This is a genomic window from Kribbella catacumbae DSM 19601, assembly GCF_000372465.1.
Lineage (GTDB): Bacteria > Actinomycetota > Actinomycetes > Propionibacteriales > Kribbellaceae > Kribbella > Kribbella catacumbae.
On record NZ_AQUZ01000020.1, the window covers coordinates 78,201 to 98,131 of the forward strand.

Annotated in this window: 15 protein-coding genes and 2 riboswitches; of the genes, 7 read left to right on the forward strand and 8 right to left on the reverse strand. The window is 68.0% G+C overall.

Going from position 1 to position 19,931, the window contains the following annotated elements; translation table 11 throughout:
- Positions 1–87: 87 nt before the first annotated feature.
- The 5 genes from A3ES_RS47915 to A3ES_RS0121290 all read right to left on the reverse strand — a co-directional run bounded on the left by A3ES_RS47915 (position 88) and on the right by A3ES_RS0121290 (position 7,190).
- Positions 88–1,701, reverse strand: a complete 1,614-nt coding sequence (locus A3ES_RS47915; RefSeq protein WP_083933579.1) for a carboxylesterase/lipase family protein — start codon at positions 1,699–1,701, stop codon at positions 88–90.
- Positions 1,702–1,722: 21 nt separating this feature from the next.
- Positions 1,723–3,147 carry a neutral/alkaline non-lysosomal ceramidase N-terminal domain-containing protein gene (locus A3ES_RS0121275; RefSeq protein WP_020388863.1) on the reverse strand — a complete coding sequence of 475 codons (1,425 nt, stop codon included), beginning with the start codon at positions 3,145–3,147 and terminating at the stop codon, positions 1,723–1,725.
- A 16-nt stretch (positions 3,148–3,163) separates the two neighbouring features.
- A complete protein-coding gene (locus A3ES_RS47920; protein ID WP_020388864.1) occupies positions 3,164–4,756 on the reverse strand; it encodes a carboxylesterase/lipase family protein in 1,593 nt (530 codons plus the stop codon).
- Between the two features lie 292 nt (positions 4,757–5,048).
- Positions 5,049–6,191 (reverse strand): ROK family transcriptional regulator, encoded by a 1,143-nt coding sequence (locus A3ES_RS0121285; RefSeq protein WP_026163077.1) that lies wholly within the window; start codon positions 6,189–6,191, stop codon positions 5,049–5,051.
- A gap of 132 nt (positions 6,192–6,323) precedes the next feature.
- Positions 6,324–7,190, reverse strand: a complete 867-nt coding sequence (locus A3ES_RS0121290) for a C40 family peptidase (RefSeq protein ID WP_020388866.1) — start codon at positions 7,188–7,190, stop codon at positions 6,324–6,326.
- 104 nt (positions 7,191–7,294) lie between these two features.
- Here A3ES_RS0121290 and A3ES_RS0121295 point away from each other — a divergent pair, with 104 nt between their 5' ends.
- Positions 7,295–8,134, forward strand: a complete 840-nt coding sequence (locus A3ES_RS0121295; RefSeq protein WP_026163078.1) for an RNA-guided endonuclease InsQ/TnpB family protein — start codon at positions 7,295–7,297, stop codon at positions 8,132–8,134.
- A gap of 38 nt (positions 8,135–8,172) precedes the next feature.
- On the opposite strand, the gene A3ES_RS0121300 is transcribed toward A3ES_RS0121295, so the two are convergent.
- A complete protein-coding gene (locus A3ES_RS0121300) occupies positions 8,173–9,240 on the reverse strand; it encodes a mandelate racemase/muconate lactonizing enzyme family protein (RefSeq protein ID WP_020388868.1) in 1,068 nt (355 codons plus the stop codon).
- Complete coding sequence (locus A3ES_RS0121305; protein ID WP_040455165.1) at positions 9,237–10,049, reverse strand: serine hydrolase; 813 nt, start codon at positions 10,047–10,049, stop codon at positions 9,237–9,239. The genes A3ES_RS0121300 and A3ES_RS0121305 overlap by 4 nt, the downstream gene beginning before the upstream one ends.
- Positions 10,050–10,111: 62 nt before the next feature.
- On the opposite strand from A3ES_RS0121305, the gene A3ES_RS47925 reads away from it, so the two are divergent.
- From A3ES_RS47925 to A3ES_RS0121320, 3 genes are all read left to right on the forward strand, one after another.
- Positions 10,112–11,125 carry a cobalamin biosynthesis protein gene (locus tag A3ES_RS47925; protein ID WP_083933583.1) on the forward strand — a complete coding sequence of 338 codons (1,014 nt, stop codon included), beginning with the start codon at positions 10,112–10,114 and terminating at the stop codon, positions 11,123–11,125.
- A complete protein-coding gene (locus A3ES_RS0121315) occupies positions 11,116–11,796 on the forward strand; it encodes a phosphoglycerate mutase family protein (protein ID WP_026163079.1) in 681 nt (226 codons plus the stop codon). The genes A3ES_RS47925 and A3ES_RS0121315 overlap by 10 nt, the downstream gene beginning before the upstream one ends.
- An 87-nt stretch (positions 11,797–11,883) precedes the next feature.
- The gene (locus A3ES_RS0121320) at positions 11,884–12,840 is read left to right on the forward strand and encodes a DUF3500 domain-containing protein (RefSeq protein WP_026163080.1); all 957 of its coding nucleotides are present in this window, start codon (positions 11,884–11,886) and stop codon (positions 12,838–12,840) included.
- Positions 12,841–12,861: 21 nt separating this feature from the next.
- Here the strand turns inward: A3ES_RS0121320 and A3ES_RS0121325 are convergent, their stop codons facing one another.
- On the reverse strand, positions 12,862–13,611 hold the full coding sequence (locus A3ES_RS0121325) for a class I SAM-dependent DNA methyltransferase (protein ID WP_020388874.1): 750 nt from the start codon (positions 13,609–13,611) through the stop codon (positions 12,862–12,864).
- A 138-nt stretch (positions 13,612–13,749) separates the two neighbouring features.
- On the opposite strand from A3ES_RS0121325, the gene A3ES_RS0121330 reads away from it, so the two are divergent.
- The 3 genes from A3ES_RS0121330 (at position 13,750) to surE (ending at position 19,246) form a co-directional block, all read left to right on the forward strand.
- On the forward strand, positions 13,750–14,370 hold the full coding sequence (locus A3ES_RS0121330) for a dihydrofolate reductase family protein (RefSeq protein WP_020388875.1): 621 nt from the start codon (positions 13,750–13,752) through the stop codon (positions 14,368–14,370).
- A 185-nt stretch (positions 14,371–14,555) separates the two neighbouring features.
- Positions 14,556–14,689, forward strand: a riboswitch (cobalamin riboswitch).
- Between the two features lie 37 nt (positions 14,690–14,726).
- Positions 14,727–18,446 (forward strand): cobaltochelatase subunit CobN, encoded by a 3,720-nt coding sequence (cobN, locus tag A3ES_RS0121335; protein WP_026163081.1) that lies wholly within the window; start codon positions 14,727–14,729, stop codon positions 18,444–18,446.
- Positions 18,447–18,490: 44 nt separating this feature from the next.
- Positions 18,491–19,246, forward strand: a complete 756-nt coding sequence (gene surE, locus A3ES_RS0121340) for a 5'/3'-nucleotidase SurE (protein WP_020388877.1) — start codon at positions 18,491–18,493, stop codon at positions 19,244–19,246.
- 341 nt (positions 19,247–19,587) lie between these two features.
- A riboswitch (cobalamin riboswitch) is annotated at positions 19,588–19,719 on the forward strand.
- Positions 19,720–19,931: the final 212 nt, after the last annotated feature.

Consider the following 19,931-nt stretch of genomic DNA (forward strand, 5'->3'; position numbering starts at 1 on the left):
ACGCAAACGCCCGGCTGGGGTTTCCCAGTCGGGCGTTTGCGTGGTCGGCCGCCTACACCCGGTCTTTCGGACCAGGTCGTGCGGGAGTTACGGGGAGGGACTTACCTCGTCCCAGAGGGAACAGTTGTGGGCTGTGTCGATCTGGGCGTGGCTCACGCGCTCGGCGCCGGGTGCCTTGAACTGCAGCAGGGCACCTTGCGGGGTGTACTTCGGCCAGGCCGGCGCCAGCGACGCGTTCGGGTCACCATCCTTGGCGAAGCTGCCCCAATAGCTGATCATCTGGTTGGACAGGTCGACCTGCTGCGTACTGAACGGCAGCGCCGTTCCGAGGTAGTCCCACAGGTAGCCGAGATCGTTCACGTGAGTGGCCCCGAACGGGTAGTTGGTATTGAGCCGCCAGATGGACGTGAAGGCCGGTGCGTTCTTCTCGGCGAACTCGTAGACCCATGTCTTGGTGTTCGTCGCGAGCCGCTCGCGCAGCGTCTGGTCCCGGCAGGCGCGCTCATCGCTTGTAATGGCTCCCCACGCGACCGTCGGCGACCAGTAGTCCTCAACGGCGTACGCCTTCTGGACCTTGCCGGCTCCGGCTCCGTAGGTCGTGGTGATCAGTGAGTCGACCTGCGCTGCGGTGAGTGGATTGCCGCGGTAGTCGTACTGGCCGTACACCGCCTGCTGGCGCTCGTCGGAGGTGCCGCCGACGATGACCGGCAGCTTGGTCAGCTTGCCGGCCTTCATCAGCTCGACCGGGTCGATGGGCAGCGCGGGAGTGCCCGCTACGGCGCCCGACTGGGAGACCTTGCCCTGTGCCGCGAGGATCTCCGCCGAGCTCTTGGAACGAAGGCAGCTCGCCTGCCCCGCGCCCGGAGCGCAACCAAGCTCGGCCGCGAAACGCTCGCCGCTGGTCCGGGCTGCCGCCGGCGTCCTCGCCGAGTTGCCGCCTCCGCTCTGCAGGACGGCGCGATCGAAGAGGCCGCGCGCGGTTGGTGACGCCAGCTGGACGGTGGTGTTGGCCGCACCGGCGGACTGTCCCGCCAAGGTGACGTTGTCGGGGTTGCCACCGAAGGAACGGATGTTCTTCTGCACCCAGCGCAGTGCGGTCTGCTGGTCGAGGATGCCGAAGTTCCCGGCGGCTCCGTCGGAGTTGTCCTGCTCCAGCGCCGGGGTCAGCAGGTACCCCATCGCGCCGAGGCGGTAGTTGATGGTGACGAAGACGACGTCCTCGCGGGTCACGAACTTGTCGGGGTTCGTGTCGCGGCCGGCACCGCCGGTGTTCCCGCCGCCGTGGTTCCACACGAAGACGGGCAGGTTCTTCTTCGAGGCGCCCGACGGGACGTACACGTTGAGGTAGAGGCAGTCCTCGGTCAGAGTCGGCTTGTCGTAGCCCGGGTCCCATCCGGCGCCCTGCACGCAGGATCCGCCGAACTGCGTCGCGTCATGCACGCCCTTCCACGCCGGCGCCGGTTGCGGTGCCTTCCAGCGGAGGTTTCCGACCGGCGGAGCGGCGTACGGGATGCCCTTGTACGACGTGACCATGGCCTTGGCCTCGCCTTGAACGAGGCCGTTGTCCGTGCGGACCACGGGGTACTGGCCGCGGTAGTCGGTTGAACCGCCGCCGAGCTGGGCGACAGCGGTGAGGGTCGTCGCGACCGCAGCCGCGGCCGACACCACTGCCACCAGCACTGTCTTCGATCTGGCTCTCATGTCGTTCCTACTTCCTGGGGACTAGTTGGAGACGAGTTGCCGGATGCCGTCGGCGATGCCGTCCTCGGCACAGCCGGGCTTCACCCGCGAGCCCAGGACCTGGAAGGTCTGGTGGCCGTAGGACTCGTCGTCGGGGATGTAGCCGGAGGCGGCCCGGCCGTTGGCGAGCGTCACGTACATCGTTTTGGACAGCGGTGACTGCTTCTTCACGCGCAGGCCGATGGTGGTGTAGATCTCGGCGTTGGTCGTCGCCAGCGCGATGTCGCCGATCTCGAGCGCGCCGATCCGGATCGCCACGTCCGGGCCGTCCTCGTACTGACCGGGCACGCCCTCGCGAGCGTTGTCGAGCCGGGTGCGGCCGGGGCAGGTGATCAGCTGCTGACGACCGCTGATGGCCGGATCGCTGACCTTGTCCTCGGTGTGCGACATCACCCGGATGACTTCCTCGCCGAGCACGATGCCAACGGCATCGAGGTAGTTGAAGAGCTGACGCAGTACCGACGGAGCGACCTCCCCGTACGGGACTTTGAGCTCCCGGACCGGTGCCTCGACGGTCTCGCGGACCATCTCATAGCCGGTGATCGGGACGCCGCTCCTGGACGCCAGTACGTTGGTTCCGGTCCGCAGCCAGCGCGGGTTCACATCGCCGGAAGCGCCCTGGGTGAACACGGCGACCAGGTCGTCGCCGAAGGCCTGCTCGACGTACCGGCTGGTCGCGCCTGCGAAGTCGGCGCTGGTGAGCCCGTTGAGGTAGCCGTTGACGGGATGCATGGCGTAGTTGACGTACGTCGCGAGCGGCTTGCCGTTCGGCCGGTAGAACGTGAGGACTCCGACGGACCTGTCCACCGGGGCGTCGAGGTTCGCGGCCTGGGTCCACTTGTGCGTGTCCGGGCTGATGACGTCGCGGTTGACGTTCAGCGAGGCCTCACCGGTCGAGTAGCCGACCAGTGCCGGCTCCAACTTGGTCTTGGCCTGTTTGACTGCCTGCAGCGCGACCTTTGCCAGGAACTCGGTGCCGTACCGCGGGGCCGGCGTTGGCGACGGCGGGCCCGCGGGCTGGCCACTGTGGGTGTGCGTGGTCGAGATGATGACGTTCTCGACGGGCGTCTTCAGTTCGGCGGCGACCCGCTTGGCCGCGTCGGCCCAGACCGGCTCGTCGATCCCGCCCAGGTCGGCGCCTATCAGTGCACCGCGAACGCCCTTGTTCTCGAACACGATGGCGCGGAGGTAAAGCTTCTCGTGCTCGTACTCGTTGAGCGGCGGGTACGCCGGATTGACCGGCGGCGTGATGTCCACGCGGGCAGCTCCCGCCCGCAACTGTCCTTTGCTCTGGGCAACGGGATTCTGCTGGCCGCCCACGACGGCTGTCGTGACCAGCGGCGATACACCTACTGAGACCGCCAGGACGACGGCAGCGACCAGTCCTCGTGCTTTGCGGAACTTCATTGCGTACCCCTCGATCTCAGCTGAGCCAGAAGGCGCAGTTGTGGTCTGCTTCGTAGGTAGTGATCAGCTGGCTCGCTCCGGCGGTGCGGAGCTGCATCACGTTGTGGGCGGCGCCGTAGAGCGGCCAGGTCGGGGCGTTCTGGACGTTGGGGTTGCCGTTGTGGGCGAAGGCGGCCCAGTAGCGCATCATCTGGCCGGAGAGCTTCTCCTGCGCCTTTGTCAGTGGCCGTTCGCCCAAGGTGAAGTCGAACAGGTAGGCCAGCTCGGCGCTGTGCCCGTTCGACACGTCCTCGCCGGGCACGCGGAATCCGTAGAGCGTCGGCGAGGTGGGGTCGTTGAACTCATAGCGATACGTCGGCACCTTGGTCGCGAGCAGCTGCGCGGACTGATCGTTCGCGCACGCGCGCTGCGAGTCGGTCTGCACCTGTGTGATGGCATCCCAGGGGCTCTTGAACTTGCTCAGCGGATACAGCCGCAGTACGCCGTCTGCCTTGGCGCCGTACGTCTTGCCGACCAGGTCGTAATAGCCCTGTTCGGTGATCCCGGCGAGTGCTGTCGAGGTCAGCCGGTTCTCGGACTTGGTGTTCCCGGTCAGCACCGGGACCGCGTTCCAGCTGCCGTCGTCGAACGCCTGCCGGAACGTCTTCGGTAGCAGCTCGCCGCCGACCTTGGAACCGCCGGAGTAGTTGGCCTGGTTCGAGACGAGCGTTCCGGGCCAGGCCTTCCGCAGGCAGGCGACAACCGTTGCGTTGTCGGTGCAGCCCACCGACTGGGCGAACTTGACGCCGGTCTGCTCGCCGGCCGCCAGAGTGGTGCGGTTGGCCCCGCAGACCGAACTCTCGACGATCGCCTTGTGGAACAGGCCCTTCGCCGTCGGCATGACGAGCATGTCGCAGACGGATCCACCGCCGGCCGACTGTCCGTAGATCGTCACGTTGCCCGGGTCACCGCCGAAGTTGGCGATGTTGTCGCGGACCCACTGCAGCGACTTCAGCTGATCCATCCGGGCGTAGTTGCCGGACCCGCCGGGCGTGACCGCGCTGAGGGCGGGATGAGCGAGGAACCCGAGCGCGCCGAGCCGGTAGTTGATCGAGATGACGATGGTGTTGGTCATCGCGGCCGGCGTGCCACCGCCGTAGATGACACCGGTGCCCTGGGTGGACCCGCCTCCGTGGAACCACACCATCACGGGCAGTTTCGCGTTCTTCGCGAGTTGGGCCGGCCGGTAGACGTCGAGGTACAGGCAGTCCTCGCTGATGGGCTGCTCCTCGCGGACCCCGGTGGGCTCGAACTGCACGCACGCGGGTGATTGGCGATCCGCCGGACGGATACCCTGCCAGGACGCGGGCGCGGCCGGGGGAGCGAAGCGCAGCTCGCGCAGCGGCGGCGCGGCGTACGGCAGGCCGAGGAATTCGTCGTACGACGGTTTCCCGACGCCACGGACGAGCCCACTGGTCGTCTTGATGACAGGATCGCCGCCCCGCGCCTGGTCAACTCCGGTCACAGCGGCGGGGACGGTGGCGGCGGGGAGCAGGGCCGAGGCACCGACGGTCAGAACGGTGACGGCGGCTGCCATGGCGGACAGTTGGTGTTTGGACGGGAATCTCACGTGAATCTCCTTGTGCACTGGGGACAGCACAAAACCTGCGGACCTAGGGAGATCGCCGGGGGTGGGTGTCAGGGCGCGACGCCGCGCTTCTAGGCCTGAGCTGGGTGCTGCGCAACACCCCGTTGAGACCCCCGTTGTCGCTGGCATCCCCGTTGTAACGGGGGCGATGACCAGCGATTGAGTTCAGAGCTTAGAGAGAAGATTTCTGACGTGTCAATGGCGGAATACGGGACTATGAAGGGCGTATTACGTCAACGGAACTGATATTTATCTGCCGGTTTCGAAGGCCCTGCTACTCGACCAGGCCGAACGCCACAGCGACGCCGCCGAGCACCTCAGCGTGATCCCCACAGGCGGCGACGGTCACGACAAGGTCGCGCATGGCAGCGGGTTGGCAGTAGCGGTCCAGCGCGTCCTGGATGCCTCGCACAACAGGACCGCCGAGTGAGCCGAGCGCACCGCCGACCACGATCGCCTCCGGGTTCAGCGTCGTCACCACGGCAGACAGCGCCCGGCCGATGGTGCGGCCGGCGTCGCTGAGCAGTGCCTGCGTCCCGGGATCACCCGAGTCGGCGAGACGCACCAGATCGGTGAAGTCGAGGGGGCTGTCGTGGGCCGGCTGCAGCGCCCTTAGCAGAGCGGCGCTGGAGGCGATCGTCTCCAGGCAGCCGCGGTTCCCGCAGAGGCAGACCTCACCGTCGTCGACCACCCGGATGTGGCCGATATCGCCCGCGTAGCCACGGCCCTGGAAGAGGCGTCCGCCGAGGATCAGGCCGGCCCCGACGCCGTGCGAGAGCTTGACGTAGATGAAGGTTCCGAACCGTGAGCCGGCGCCGAACGCCGCCTCGCCGACGGCGCCCAGGTCGGCGTCGTTGACGAAGCGGATCCGGTCGGTGTAGCTGTCCAGGCCGAGCGGATCCATCAGGTCCAGACCGGCGAACCTGGCCGCGGCCGGACGCCCGGATCGATCGAGTGGCGAGGGAACACCCACGGTGGCGCCGATGACACCGTCGGGGCTCACCCGGGCAGCGGCCGCGACCTCGGCAACCAGCCGGCGGGCCTGGCTCAGTGCGTGATCGGTGGCCGCTCGTTGCGCGAAGGCCACGACGCGTTCCTGCAGCACATGCCCGGCCGAGTCCGCGACGACGGCTCGCACGTGCGTGTGTCCGATGTCGACGCTCAAGGCATGACCGCTGGGTGGGGTGAGCGCGAGCAGCTGTGACGGCCGGCCCTTGGTCGTGCCGGATGTGTACTTGCCGACCTCGCGGATGGTGCCGTCGTCGAGCAGCTCCGTCACGATGCTCGAGATCGTCGGCCGGGACAGGCCGGTGGCCCGGATCAGGTCGGCGCGGTTGGCGGATCCGTGGTCGCGCAGTACCCCGAGAATGTGCACCCGGTGGAGCTCACGCGCAGCGTCACGACGTCCTGCGGCCATAGCTCAGAGGTTAGCAGTTTTGTCGCCAAGCTTTACTGAAGTACTGCACCCAGGACGAGCGGAAGAGTCAATTTCTTGAATTCAAGCCCTGATGCCAAGCGCTGCGGACACCGGGCGGGCGCAGTGCCGGGGTTACAGGCGGGCGGTGGCGACCAGGGTTTGGAGTCGCTCGGGGAGGAGCGGTTCGTTTTCCAGGCGTTTGCCGGTTTCCGAGGCGTGCAGCATGCCTTGCGGAGAGACGAAGCCCACGTGGTGGACCTTCTTGCCGGGGCGGCCGAAGAAGTAGACGTCGCCGGCCCGCGCCTCGTCTTGGGAGATCTGCTCCAGCGCCGCGCACTGGTCATGAGCATCGCGCGGGATCCGCTGCCCCAGAACTCTGCTGACGGCGTGGATGAGACCCGAGCAGTCGAGCCCGTACGTCGAAGTACCGCCCCAGAGGTAATCGAGACCGAGGAAGAGCGAACCCAGGCGGATCCGGTCGTCCGGTACGGCGGGGGAGTCGACCGGGCGCAGTACCTCATCCGCAAGCCAGCCGGAGCCGCCGTCGGGAAGCGCGACGCGAGTGAAGCCATCCGCGTGATCCACCGATGCCAGGATCGTCGCGAACGACAGCTCGGCAACATGCCCCGACCCCGGCTCCGAGAACAGTTCAGCGGTCGGGACCGTCACAGCGACAGGCGCGGTCGCGCTCCCCGGCAGCTCACCGAGATGGCTCGACGGCACCCAACCGGGGTACCCGAGATCGTCGGCCGAGGACGGTTGCCACGGCGCGATGATCTCGGACCAGCCGTTCCGCTCGGAGCGCACGATTACGGGCTCGGCGAACAGCAGTTGGGTCAGGGTCCGGTCGTGCAGACCCAGGCGGCTCTCGACATCCATGGCCTTCGCCCAGGCGGCGACATCTGGCTGGGCGGCGGTCGCCGGAGCGTCGATGTCACGCGGTGCGTCCGGGGAAGTCCATACGGTGCTGACCGGGACTTTGGCGGCGGCTAGCTTCATCGGATTCGCCGCGGGGAAAACCCGTCCTTCAAGGTGGAGAGGTACCGCGACTGCCTCCCTTCGGGGATCGGGGATTGTCGGTCCCGGCTGATTGGGTTGGTGGTGTGTCCCGGTTCCGGATGTACCCGACTCCCGCGCAGCAGACCGCGTTGCTGGAGCAGTGCGGGCACGCCCGATACGTGTGGAACCTGGCGCTTGAGCAGTGGTCGATGTGGACGCATGACAAAGGCGCGACGCGGGGCTACGTCAAGCAGGCACGGCAACTGACCGAGGCGCGAGCCGAGTTCGGGTGGTTGCGGGCGGGGTCGCAGACGGTGCAGCAGCAGGCGCTGCGGGACTTCGGCCAGGCCGTCAGGAACTTCTACGCAGGGACCCACCGGCGCCCGACCTGGCGTAGAGCCGGGCTGCACGAGGGATTCCGTATCGTCGGTGGTCAGGCGTCCCGGGTAGTGAAGCTGAACCGGAAGTGGGCCGCGGTGAACGTCCCGAAGGTCGGCTGGGTGCGGTTCCGGCTTTCCCGTGCCGTTCCGGATGCGAAGTCGTACCGCATCACCCGTGACCGGATGGGCCGCTGGCACCTCGCCTTCGCCGGCATCCCCGAGCCGATCCCCGCGCCGGGTACGGGCGAGGTCGTCGGCGTCGACCGCGGCATCCTCGCCAACGGGTGGGGCGACATGGTGAACCGTCTGGAGCACAAGGCCGCAGGACGGGTCGAGAAAGTGAACCCCGCGTACACGTCGCAGACCTGCAGCGCCTGTGGGCATCGCGCACCGGACAACCGCGAGAGCCAAGCGGTCTTCCGGTGCGTAGCCTGCGGACACCGGGCCAACGCGGACGTGAACGCGGCAGTCAATATCGCGGCCGGACGGGCCGTCAGCGCACGCCGAGAGACGCCCGTACGGGTCTCGCTGAAGCGTGAACCTCAACACGCTACCTCCACGTAGTAGTTGGAATCCCCCGTTCTTCAGGACAGGGGAGGACGTCAAGCGGTCAAGCCTGTCACGCCGAGTCCAGCCGCCGTCGGCAGGTGGATCACGGAGCCCTCGTAGCGGATCCCGCCAAGGAGCGGCGGCTCCTTCAGCCACCAGGCGGCGTCCAGATCGTTGACCGCGCTCGTCGGGTACGCCGCGACGAGCGCCGCCGCCGCGCCGACGCCCACGTGGCTCTCCATCATCGATCCGACGATCGTGCCGACGCCGTGGTCGCGCGCCAACTCCAGCAGGGTCCGGGCCGGCCCGAGTCCGCCGCACTTGGCGAGCTTCACGTTGACCAGATCAGCCGCGCCATGCCGGATCACCGCCACCAGGTCCCGTACGCCGTACACGGACTCGTCGGCCAGGATCGGCGTACTGACCCGGTCGGTGATCCAGGCCATCCCCTCGAGATCGGCCGCGACGACGGGCTGCTCGACGAATTCGATGTCGCACCCTTCGTCCTCCAGGGCGCGAATCGCGGTGACCGCATCGCGCCGACTCCAGCCCTGGTTGGCATCCAGCCGAATCCGCGGATCCGGCCCGACCGCCTCGCGCACGCGGCGTACCCGATGGAAGTCTTCGCTCGCGTCACCCGTGCCGACCTTGACCTTCAGTACGTCGAACCCGTCGGCGATCCGGTCAATCCCCGCCGCCGCGAGCGACTCGGCGTCCCCGGCAGACAACGTCACATCGGTCTGGACCGTCCCGACGGTGGAACCGAGGAAGCCGTGCAAAGTCTGCCCGCGCCGGCGTGCGATGAGGTCATGCAGGGCGACATCCACCGCCGCTTTCGCCCCGAAGTTGCCTTGCGCGGCGCCTTGGATCCGTCGCAATGCCTCGGTGAAGTCGTCAGGCTCGAGCCCGGCCAGTGCTGAGGCGATGGGACCTTCGACACACGCCTGGGCTCCGGCGAGCGACTCGCCGGTCACCTTCCAGACCTGCGGCGCCTCGCCCCAGCCGGTCAGCGAACCGTCGGTGAGCTCGACCAGCAGCGAGTCGGCGTGGGTCGCAGTACGCAGCGCTGTCACGAAAGGGGTGTGCAGCGGTGCAGAGATCAGGCGGGTTGCGAGCTTCACCGGATCGCCTCCAGATCGTGTCGATGGGTCCAGGCCTCGGCCGCGATGCCGGCGATCAGCTTCTGCGCCTCGGGATCGGGCAGCTCGGACGTCGTACAGACAACCACCACGAAGGCCTCGGCGTCCGGAGGCCGGACGATGCCGCCGTCGTGCCGGATCCGGACGTCCCAGCCGTTCTTGTGCTCGACCCGGGTCCCTTCCGGTAGCAGCGCCGGGATCTCACCGTTCCAGGTGTTGCCCGCGAGCAGGTCGCGCACGTAGTCGCCCGCGTCGCTCTTGTCATTGCCTACCGCAACCAAAACGGCCGCGAGGTCGGCCGGGCTCATCAGGTTGCTGATTCCCACGGCCTGCGCGGCCGCGTCGTCGATGCCACGGCGGATCACGCTCTCGCCGGACCCGTACTCGGCCAGTACTGCGTTCGCCGCGTCCACCCCGGTCTGTTCCAGCACGAGGTCGGTGGCGAGGTTGCTCGAGTTCGTGATCATCTCGGTCGCCAGCCAGCCGAGCGGCACCTGCTCGCCCAGCTTGGTCCAGGCGGCGGGCGCCTCGTCCTCGGCCGGGTTGACCCCGAACCGTCCGCCCGCCGCCGAAGCGAAGTCGTTGTGCACGGTGACGGGCTGGTCGAGCGCGAGTTCGCCGTACCCGACCTTGCGCATCATCGCGATCGCGACCGGCAGTTTCATCGTGCTGGCGGCGTAGTGAGTGCGCTCCGCGTGGTGACGAAACACCGCGTTTCCGTCGAGCCGGCCCAGCCAGACACCGAACTCGCCGCGCCCGGCGACCTCGAGGAGTTGGTCTGCGATTCCCATGATCGTCACCCTTCCACACTGCGACCGCCCTTGAACTTGCCGGGCCTGGCAGACTTCGCGTCGTGTCCAGAGCCCTCGGTCTTCTCCTCGGCTTCGCCGCTGATCGCTGGCTGGGCGATCCGCGACGGTGCCATCCGGTGGCGGGCTTCGGCCAGGCGGCCGGACGGCTCGAGACCAGCCTGTACTCCGATTCGCGCGCTGCCGGTACGGCGTACGCGGGGCTGCTCGTCGGTTCGGTGACAGCGGCCGGTGTTGTCGCCGAGCGGCTGACCAAGGACCGGCCAGTCGCCCAGACGTTGCTGACGGCGGTTGCGACTTGGGCGGTGCTCGGCGGGCGCAGCCTGGAGCGCGAGGCCTCGGTGATGGCTGGGCATCTGGAGGCGAAGAATCTCGAAGCGGCTCGCGGGCGACTGAGCTACCTCTGCAGCCGGGATGCGACCGACCTGCCGGCGGATGAGTTGGCTCGCGCGACTGTCGAGTCGGTGGCGGAGAACACGTCGGATGCGACGGTTGCGCCGCTGTTTTGGGGTGGGCTGCTCGGCATCCCTGGGTTGATCGGGTATCGGGCGGTCAACACGCTTGACGCGATGGTCGGCTACAAGTCGGCGCGGTACCGGAACTTCGGCTGGGCGTCGGCGCGGCTCGACGATCTCGTCAACCTGGCGCCGGCGCGGGCATGCGCAGTACTGACTGGCCTGGTGTCCGGCCGGTTGGGTGAGTCGTGGCGAGTTTGGCATCGGGATGCGCCGCGACATCCCAGTCCTAACGCGGGGCCGGTCGAGGCGGCTTTCGCGGGGGCGCTCGATCTGCGGCTGGGTGGGAGCAACACCTACGGTTCCGAGGTGGAGGATCGCGGGACGCTGGGGGATGGGCTTCCGCCTGGGGTCGGCGACATCCGGCGTACGGCGACGCTCGCTCGGCGCGTCTCCTGTGCGGCGGCGGTGACCGCGGCGATCCTGGCGGTGCGTCCGAAGGTTGGTCTTCGGATGCTTGGCCTTCGGGCGCCTGGTCTTCGGAGGCGTGATCGTCCGACGCGTGGTCTTCGGGTGCGGGGAGGGGAGCGGGCATGCATTTGAGTCAGCGGCCGTTGCGGATCGCGCTGATCAGGCACGGGGAGTCCGAGGCGAACCTGGACAAGCAGGTCTACGAGACGGTGCCCGACCATGCGGTCCCGCTCACCGCTCACGGACACGAGCAGGCTGTTGCAGCGGGCAAGGAGTTGCGCGAACTGTTCGAGGGCGAGCAGGTGCGGGTCTACGTTTCGCCGTACCTGCGGGCCTTGCAGACGCTCGACTCGCTCGGGCTGGACGACCTGATCGGGATCGCCCGGGAGGAGCCGCGGCTGCGCGAGCAGGACTGGGCCAACTTCCAGGACACCGAGGACATCGTCCGGCAGGAGGCGCTGCGGGATTCGTACGGGCACTTCTTCTACCGCTTCACGCATGGCGAGTCCGGCTCCGATGTGTACGACCGGGTGTCCAGCTTCCTGGAGACGATGCACCGCGACTTCGAGACGCCCGACTCGCCGCGGAACGTGTTGCTCGTGTCGCACGGGCTGACGATGCGGCTCTTCTGCATGCGCTGGTTCCACTGGTCGGTGAAGTTCTTCGAGACCCTGCGCAACCCGGGCAACGCCGAGACGCGGGTCCTGCTGCGGCAACCGGACTTCCGCTACAAGTTGGATCGGCCGTTCGACCAGTGGACCCACCTCGAGCCGACCGCGCGGGAACGCTCGGCCTGGCTCTGAACGATCCATAGAAGGGGTTGCGAGCCGACCTCGTACTGTGATGCGGTCGAGATTCCATACGTCGTACCGAAGGGGCGGAGCTCGCAGATGGTTGTTGAACAATCCCGCGATGCAGCTGTTGAGTTGTTGGCTAGCTTGAGCCCTGAGCTGCGGGAGAAGATCAGCGCGCCCTTCGACACGCCGGATCACCAGGTCTGGACGTACCTGCCAGGCGACCGACCAGGCGTGACGCTGGGGGAGTTGTCCCTTGAGCAGCGGCGCCTCGCGCTGCGGCTGCTTGAGGTGGCCTTGAGTGAGCGCGGGCTGGCAGATGCGCAGTCGGTGATGTTCGCCGAGGCGATCCGGCGCGGTCTACCGCAAGCTACGCCCGGTTCTTCGGTGGATGCCGGCGCCGACCAGCGGTACTTCGTACGGGTGCTCGGCGACCCGAGCGGCTTCGAGCCGTGGGCGTGGCGGATCAACGGGCACCACCTGGCGCTACACGTGACCTTCGTATCCGGGGCTGTCGGCTTCACGCCCCAGTTCTTCGGCGCGGAGCCCGCGATGGTGCTGACCGGGCCGCAAGCAGGACTGCGGACTCTGGCGCCTGAGCAGGATCTGGGCTTCTCCTTCCTGCACTCCCTGGAGCCCGGGCAACGCGAGCTCGCCGTCGTCTCGGAGAAGGCCCCGGACGACATCCTCACCCGCTTCGATCCCGTGGCCGACCCGAAGGTGCTGCTGCGAGGCCTCCCGTACGGCGAACTGAACCCCGAGCAGCGTCAGCTCTTCAGCCTGCTGATCGGCCAGTACATCGGCCGAGCCGCCGGGCCGATCGGTTTGCAGACGTGGCAGGACATCACCGAACAAGGCATCGAGCGCCTCACCTTCGCCTGGGCAGGCGCCACGGAACCGGGCGGCGGCCACTACTACTCGATCGCCGGGCCGACCTTCCTCGCGGAGTACGACAACACCCAAGACGACGCCAACCACATCCACTCAGTCTGGCGAGACCTCCGCAACGACTGGGCCACAGACCTACTGGCCGCCCACTACGCCAACCACTAAAAGCCCCGAGGAGCGGTGTGTCTACTCGCCTGTTGCCGGCTTTCGCCAGACGGAGATGTGGCTTGTGCTGTCCGAGGTGAAAGGCGCGCGGTGCCAGTCGGCGTACCGGGACTCGAACTCCAAGCCGGCCAACTGCGCCATCAGGTCGCACTCCGCCGGCCAGATGTAGCGGAAGTTGCCCGCGGAGTACCGGGTAGAGCCGTCGGGTTCATGGAAATAGTGATGTGACGTGCACGCCTGCGTCGCCAGGTCGTAGGTGTCGAAGACCAAGTGCCCGTCATCGCCCATGGTCATCGGTACTGCGGACTGCCCCGGCGGCATCCGGCGGATGGCGGGCACCCAGAGCTCGATGACGAATCGGCCGCCAGGCTTGAGATGCCGGGCCGCGTTGCGGAAGCACTCGACCTGCTCGGCCTGGGTGCGGAGATTGGAGATGGTGTTGAAGACGAGATAGGCCAGGTCGAACTCGCCCGCCACTCTCGTCGTCGCCATGTCGCCCATCACCACCGGCAGAGTCGCTTCGTCGACCTTCTGTCTCAGCTGGTCTGCCATCGGCTCGGACAGTTCGATGCCGGTCACCGGTACGCCGCGGGCTGCGAGCGGGATGCCGACTCGCCCAGTACCGATCGCGAACTCCAGAGCCGCTCCCGACCCGGCAAGGCCGGCCAGGAAGTCGATGGTCGGGTCGAGTACATCTGAAGCGAACATCTCGGCGGACGATTCGTCGTACCGGGTCGCGGTGTCTTCGGTCCATACTTCGCTGCTTGTCATCGTCCAGCAGCCTGCTGAACGAGGCCCGCTATTGTCCACTCGTTTTCAGTGCAGAAATTTCCGCCCGGAGATGTCAAAGTCGATCGGGCGCCTCCGACATGGTGGTGAAAGCAACCAGAACGCGGTAGGAGACGGATCATGGCGAAGGTACGGGTTCACAACTTCTCGATCACTCTGGACGGGTTCGCGGCCGGGCCGAACCAGCGGCTGGACGCGCCGTTCGGCGACGGGGTCGAGGGTCTGCACGACTGGATGATGGCGGCGATGGAGGACGGGGCGACCGGGCTCGACGTCGAGCGGCTGAAGCTGTGGGACACCAATGTCGGAGCGACCATCATGGGGCGGAACATGTTCGGGCCGCAGCGTGGCGACTGGGAGGACGAGTCGTGGGCCGGCTGGTGGGGTCCCAACCCGCCGTACCACCATGCCACCTTCGTCCGAACTCACCATCTGCGTCCGGATCTCCCGATGGAGGGCGGCACGACGTTCCACTTCACGGACGAGCCGGCCGAGAAGGTTCTCGAGCGCGCAGTCGAGGCCGCCAACGGGCAGGACGTGGTCGTTGCGGGTGGAGCTGCGACGGTCCAGCAGTACCTCCGTGCCGGTTTGATCGACGAGCTGAACCTGGTGGTCGTCCCCCTCCTCGCAGGCGCAGGCGAGCGCCTCTTCGACAACCTGGGCGACGCACTCACGCAGTACCGAGTAGCCGAGCAGACCAGCTCCCCAGCCGCCACCCACGTCCGCCTGATCCGCCGCTAGCCCGTACTACGAGGAACTGCTCCCCACGCAGATGGCATGCGTCGGCTAGCAGTCCGCGGACCGCCGGCACTACCGAACCCGGCTCCGGCGCCTCGACACGCCGAGGGGAAACGTTTGCTGGCTAGGTTCGGTAGTGGTGGCCGTCCGGGCAACTGTCAGCTCAGCGACGGCGGGGTGGGAACAGCGGCAGGTCGGTCGGCTAGAGTCAGCGGCGTCATCGACGGCTTGAAAGCAGGAACCCGGTGTGAGTCCGGGACGGTCCCGCCACTGTGACCGCGCTTGCGCGGGAGTCAGGAACTGCTGCTGTCGTACCTGCCACCTGGGGCGTGGACACCCCGAGGAAGGACCGGCCGCGCGTGCCCGCGAACCTTTTGCTGCTCTCCACCGCCGATACTGATCTACTGGCCGCTTCGCAGGCCCAGGCTGGGTGGCGGGTCGCCAACCCAGCGCGGGTCGAACTCGCGGATGTACCCACCTTGCTTGACGGTGTCGAGGTTGTAGTGGTCCGCCTGCTGGGCGGTCGCCGCGCCTGGGAGGAGGGCCTCGACGCCGTCATCTCTTCGGGCATCCCCACAGTCGTGCTCAGCGGCGAGGCTGCCCCCGACGCCGAGCTGATGTCGATGTCGACCGTCCCGGCGGGCGCGGTCACCGAGGCGCTCGCCTACCTTCGTGAGGGCGGCTCCGAGAACCTCGGCAACCTGGCCGGCTTCCTCAGGGACACGCTGCTGCTCACCGGCGACGCGTTCGACCCGCCGCGCACCCTCCCGACGTACGGGATCCGCGCCGGTCGCACGTTCGCCAAGGACAGCCGCCCAGTGGTCGGCATCGTCTACTACCGGGCGCACGAGATCTCCGGCAACACCGCCTTCGTCGACACGCTCGCCGGCGCGATCGACGCCGCCGGCGCGCAGGCACTACCCGTGTACTGCGGAACGCTGCGCGGCCTGGACCCCAGCCACGAGGACAACGCCGAGCTGTTCGCCCTTCTCCGCGAATGCGACGTACTCGTCACCACCCTGCTCGCAGCAGGCGGCACGGTCGCCTCAAGCGCCTCGGCCGGTGGCGACGACTCATGGGACGCGGGCGCACTCGCCTCGCTGGATATCCCTTTGATTCAAGGGCTCGCGCTGACGTCGACTCGCGAGCAGTGGCTCGAGAGCGACGCCGCGATCAGCCCGCTCGACGCTGCAACCCAAGTGGCGATCCCCGAGTTCGACGGCCGGCTGATCACGATCCCGTTCTCGTTCAAGGCCTACGACGCCGAGGGAATCGCCAGCTACGCGCCCGACGAAGAGCGCTGCACCCGGCTCGCCGGGATCGCGGTCGCCCAGGCGAGGCTTCGGCACGTCGAGCCCAAAGACAAGAAGCTCGCGCTCGTACTCTCGTCGTACCCGACCAAGCATGCCCGCATCGGCAACGCGGTCGGACTCGACACCCCGGCCTCGGCCGTCGTCCTGCTCGGTCAGCTCAAGGACGCCGGCTACGACCTCGGCCCGGACCTCAACCTCGACGAACTGCAGGGCGCGGATGGCGCGGACGGCCTTATTCACCGACTGATCGCGGCCGGCGGCCATGACGTCGACTGGCTCACCGACGACCAGCTTGAGGGCGCGGTCGCGAAGATTCCCCTTTCCACGTACGCGAACTGGTTCGGCAAGACGCCGGAAACGTTGCAGACGGCAATGATCGAGGCGTGGGGCGAGGCACCCGGTTCCCTGTACGTCGACCAGTCGGGTCCCGAGCCGGCGATCGCGCTGGCGGCGCTGCAGTTCGGCAACGTCGTCCTGATGATCCAGCCGCCCCGCGGTTTCGGCGAGAACCCGGTCGCGATCTACCACGACCCGGACATGGCCCCATCGCACCACTACCTGGCGGCCTACCGCTGGCTGGAGGCGCCCGAGGAAGAGGGCGGCTTCGGGGCGCACGCCGTGGTCCACCTCGGCAAGCACGGAACGCTGGAATGGCTACCAGGCAAGGGCATCGGGATGGCGGCCGACTGCGCGCCGGACGCAGTACTGGGCAACCTGCCGCTGGTCTACCCGTTCATCGTCAACGACCCGGGCGAGGGTACGCAGGCCAAGCGTCGCGGGCACGCCGTCATCGTCGACCACCTCGTACCGCCGATGGCGCGCGCCGAGACGTACGGCGACATGGCCAAGCTGGAGTACTTGCTCGACGAGTACGCGACGGTCTCCGCGCTCGACCCCGACAAGGTCCCGACCCTGCGGGCGCAGATCTGGACCCTGATCCAGGCGGCTCAGCTGCACCACGACCTGCACACGTCGGAGAAGCCGGAGGACGAGGAGTTCGACGAGTTCGTCCTGCACCTCGACGGCTACCTCTGCGAGATCAAGGACGTGCAGATCCGCGACGGACTGCACATCCTCGGCGGCGGGCCGGCCGGCGAGGCCCGGGTCAACCTGGTTCTCGCCGTACTGCGTGCGCAGCAGATGTGGGGAGGCGTCTCGGGCGCCGTACCGGGTTTGCGGGCGGCACTCGGGAAGACCTTCGGAGTCGACGAGGCCGCGATGCTCGCGGACCCGGGAGCCGCAGTACCGGAGCTTGCCGAACTCGCAACGCTGGCAGACCTTCCTGCCGTGAGTGGCGCCGATGGCGTGGACCTGCTGGAAGCCATCGCGCGCAAGCTGGTCGTCGGCATGGAGACGCTCGGGTGGGACGCCGGCAAGGTCCCGGTTGTCATCGAAGAGGTGCTCGGTCGCTCAGCTGCTGAGGTCGAGAGGTCGCTGCAGTTCGCCGCGGATGAGGTCGTACCTCGGCTTGCGCGGACCGGCGACGAACTGACGAACGTACTGCGTGCGCTGGCCGGCCGTTTCGTCGAAGCCGGCCCGTCGGGGTCGCCCACGCGCGGTCTGGTGAACGTGCTGCCGACCGGGCGGAACTTCTACGCCGTCGACCCGAAGGCGATCCCGAGCCGCAACGCCTGGGATGTCGGTGTCGCACTCGCGGATTCGTTGCTGGCAAGGCACAAGTCCGAGACGGGGGAGTGGCCGCGGTCGGTCGGCCTGACCATTTGGGGCACCTCCGCGATGCGTACCCAGGGCGACGATCTCGCCGAGGTGCTCTGGCTGCTGGGCTGCCGTCCGGTCTGGGATGAAGCCTCCCGTCGGGTGACCGGCTTCGAGGTCGTTCCGCTGGAGGAGCTCGGCCGGCCGCGCGTCGACGTGACAATCCGGATCTCCGGCTTCTTCCGCGACGCCTTCCCGCACGTCGTTTCGTTGCTCGACGAGGCCGTCCGCACCGTGGCCGCGCTGGATGAGGATGCTGACAGCAACTATCTGCGAGCGCACGTCGACGCGGATGTTGCTGCGGGCAACGACATGCGCTCGTCCACCGCGCGCGTCTTCGGCTCCAAGCCCGGCTCGTACGGCGCCGGCCTGCTGCCGCTCGTGGACGCCCGGAACTGGCGCACCGACGCCGAACTCGCCGAGGTGTACGCCGTCTGGGGTGGCTACGCCTACGGCAAGGACCTCGACGGCGCGGAGGCCCGGCCGTCGATGGAACGCGCCTACGCCCGGATCCAGGTCGCGGCCAAGAACGCGGACACCCGCGAGCACGACATCATGGATTCCGACGACTACTTCCAGTACCACGGCGGCATGGTCGCGATGGTCCGGCATCTGACCGGCTCCAATCCGAAGGCCTACATCGGCGACTCCGCAGTACCGGCGCAGGTGAAGACGCGGACGCTGGAGGAGGAGACCAAGCGCGTCTTCCGGGCCCGGGTGGTGAACCCGCGCTGGATGGCGGCGATGCAGCGGCACGGGTACAAGGGCGCCTTCGAGATGGCGGCGACGGTGGACTACCTGTTCGGGTACGACGCCACGGCGGGCGTGGTCGACGACTGGATGTACGAGACGCTCACCACGGAGTATGTCGCGAACCCGGAGATCGCCGAGTTCTTCCGCAAGTCCAACCCCTGGGCGCGGCACGGGATCGCCGAGCGGCTGCTCGAGGCGGCCCAGCGCGGCTTGTGGTCCGAGCCGAGCAAGGAAGCCCTCGAGACCCTGCGCACCGCCGTACTGGAAACAGAAGGTGACATCGAGGATCGCGGCTGAGCCGGACCGGCGCGGCGACACCCGGGGTGTGATTGGGTGGACGCATGGCGTCCGAACAGTTGAGAGTCCTGGTCACCAACGACGACGGCTACGAGTCCCTGGGGATCCAGGCGCTGGCCGCGGCCATCGAGGAGGCCGGCCACCAGGTCCAGGTGGTGGCGCCGTGGGACGACCAGAGCGGCGTCGGCAGTTCGCGGGCCGGCATGATCGGCAAGCGGGTCGCGTCGAAGGTCGGTGAGAACGGGTTCATCGGGATCGACGGCACCCCGGCGCTCTCGGTGACGCTGGCCCGGCTGGGCGCCTTCGGGCCGTCGCCCGACATCGTCGTGTCCGGGATCAACCACGGCCACAACATCGGCCCGATCCTGCACTCCGGCACGGTCGCGGCCGCACTGACCGCCGCAACCCAGGGCTTGTCGGGCCTCGCGATCAGCATCGACTCCGAGCAACCGTCGTACCTGGAAACGGCGGGCGCCGTCGCCGCGGAAGCGCTCTCTTGGCTACGGGAGCAGCCGGTGGGCACGGTCATCAACGTCAACGTGCCCGACGTACCGATTGCTGAACTCAAAGGCGCCCGCTGGGCCCGGCTCGCGCCGTACGAGCGGTCCCGCCTGGTGATCGAGAAAACGCCGAACGGCGAGACGATCGTCGGCCTGCAAACACTGCCGCCGCCCACCGAAACCGACACAGACGAGGCTCTCCTTGCGGCTGGCTACATCACCGTGACACCCCTCACCGGCGTAGGAGAACTCCCCGGCAACTCAGCCGCCGATCACCTAACAACCGCCTTCACCGACTAGCCCTCCCGCCGGGCCCACCACTCCCGCCGAGCCCGGCCCTCGGCGCTGCTCGGCGTACCGGCCGTTCGCCGCCGACTTGGGGCAGGCACCGGACCGCCAGCAATCACCAACCCCGCCGGCCGAGCTTGGTTGACGCTCATCGCAGCTTGACAGGCCGCCCTCAGCCGACGTTGGTGTGTGGTGGCGGTCCGGGCAGTCAGGTGATCAGGCCGGTGACATCACGCTGCGGATCGCCACGCACGCACAAACCTGCGGGGCAAGCGATTGCCTCGATGGGTCGCGGCGTCTGGTGCGAGGTGGGTGTGCGTGGAGGTCTGCGTGGTGCGGGCGGGGTGGTGTGGAATGATCGCCGGGACGGTAGTGGAGGAACACCGGTGACAGCCTGAAAAGGGGCTGGATTCCGGGGCGGTCCCGCCACTGTGACCGGGGTCATGCCCGGAAGCCAGGACATCTGCCACCGTCCGTCAGGGAGCGCTCTCTGTGCTCCCGGCGTACCAAGGCCGAGCGGGCGTGGACACCCGCGGGACGAAGGGAATCACCGCCGATGCGGTCTGCTCCAACCACCGCCAGCTCCCCAACAGGCCAACCGACCTCGCCCGACGCGGCGACCGGCCGACCGGCGTCGGCCAGTTCGGGCACCGGCCGACCGCCGTCGACCGGCTTCCCGTTTACCGCGGTGGTCGGG

Bases quoted from the DNA above. Each gene is read 5' to 3' on its own strand.
- A3ES_RS47915 (WP_083933579.1), bottom strand. From the start codon at position 1,701: ATGAGAGCCAGATCGAAGACAGTGCTGGTGGCAGTGGTGTCGGCCGCG.
- A3ES_RS0121275 (WP_020388863.1), bottom strand. From the start codon at position 3,147: ATGAAGTTCCGCAAAGCACGAGGACTGGTCGCTGCCGTCGTCCTGGCG.
- A3ES_RS0121325 (WP_020388874.1), bottom strand. From the start codon at position 13,611: ATGACAAGCAGCGAAGTATGGACCGAAGACACCGCGACCCGGTACGAC.
- surE (WP_020388877.1), top strand. From the start codon at position 18,491: ATGGCGTCCGAACAGTTGAGAGTCCTGGTCACCAACGACGACGGCTAC.
- A3ES_RS0121320 (WP_026163080.1), top strand. From the start codon at position 11,884: ATGGTTGTTGAACAATCCCGCGATGCAGCTGTTGAGTTGTTGGCTAGC.
- A3ES_RS0121290 (WP_020388866.1), bottom strand. From the start codon at position 7,190: ATGAAGCTAGCCGCCGCCAAAGTCCCGGTCAGCACCGTATGGACTTCC.
- A3ES_RS0121285 (WP_026163077.1), bottom strand. From the start codon at position 6,191: ATGGCCGCAGGACGTCGTGACGCTGCGCGTGAGCTCCACCGGGTGCAC.
- A3ES_RS0121305 (WP_040455165.1), bottom strand. From the start codon at position 10,049: ATGGGAATCGCAGACCAACTCCTCGAGGTCGCCGGGCGCGGCGAGTTC.
- A3ES_RS0121330 (WP_020388875.1), top strand. From the start codon at position 13,750: ATGGCGAAGGTACGGGTTCACAACTTCTCGATCACTCTGGACGGGTTC.
- A3ES_RS0121315 (WP_026163079.1), top strand. From the start codon at position 11,116: ATGCATTTGAGTCAGCGGCCGTTGCGGATCGCGCTGATCAGGCACGGG.